This window comes from Mesorhizobium sp. M7D.F.Ca.US.004.01.2.1, from assembly GCF_003997785.1.
GTDB lineage: Bacteria > Pseudomonadota > Alphaproteobacteria > Rhizobiales > Rhizobiaceae > Mesorhizobium > Mesorhizobium loti.
Genome location: NZ_RZRQ01000764.1, coordinates 1 through 448 on the forward strand (window position 1 = coordinate 1; position 448 = coordinate 448).

The 448-nt window shown below is 62.5% G+C and carries 1 protein-coding gene; it reads right to left on the reverse strand.

The window, feature by feature from the left end:
• A partial coding sequence (locus tag EN993_RS36685; protein ID WP_164758104.1) for a hypothetical protein occupies nucleotides 1-448 on the reverse strand: 448 nt, incomplete at both ends.

Genomic DNA, 448 nt, shown 5'->3' on the forward strand with positions numbered 1-448 from the left:
CGTCTGGAAAGTCGCCTCCGAACGCTGGGTGTCGCCATAGAGCGCCAGGCTCGCGGCCAGTTGGGCGACAGCCATCGGGCTCGAGAAGGACTCGAGCTGCGTGTCCGAATAGTAGCGCAGATCGCCGATCGAGGCCTTCTTGTTGCGGGCGAGCACATAGAGCGCGTAGGCGATCTCGCTGCCGCGATCCTGGACGTCCTGGTCATACCCAAGCGAGTTCTGCAGGTTGTTCAGCGCCTGGTTCATCGCCTGAGCCGGCACGTCGTATTTCTGCTCGCGTGCCCGGGTCAGGAACTCCGTGACATAAGCATCGAGCCAGAGATCGCCGGATCCCGGGCCCCAGAGGCCGAAGCTGCCGCTTGATGCCTGGTAGCTCAGCACCTTGTAGACGGCATCTTGGATGCGACCATGCAGGTCCGGATCGCTCTCCATGCCGATGCTTTTTGCC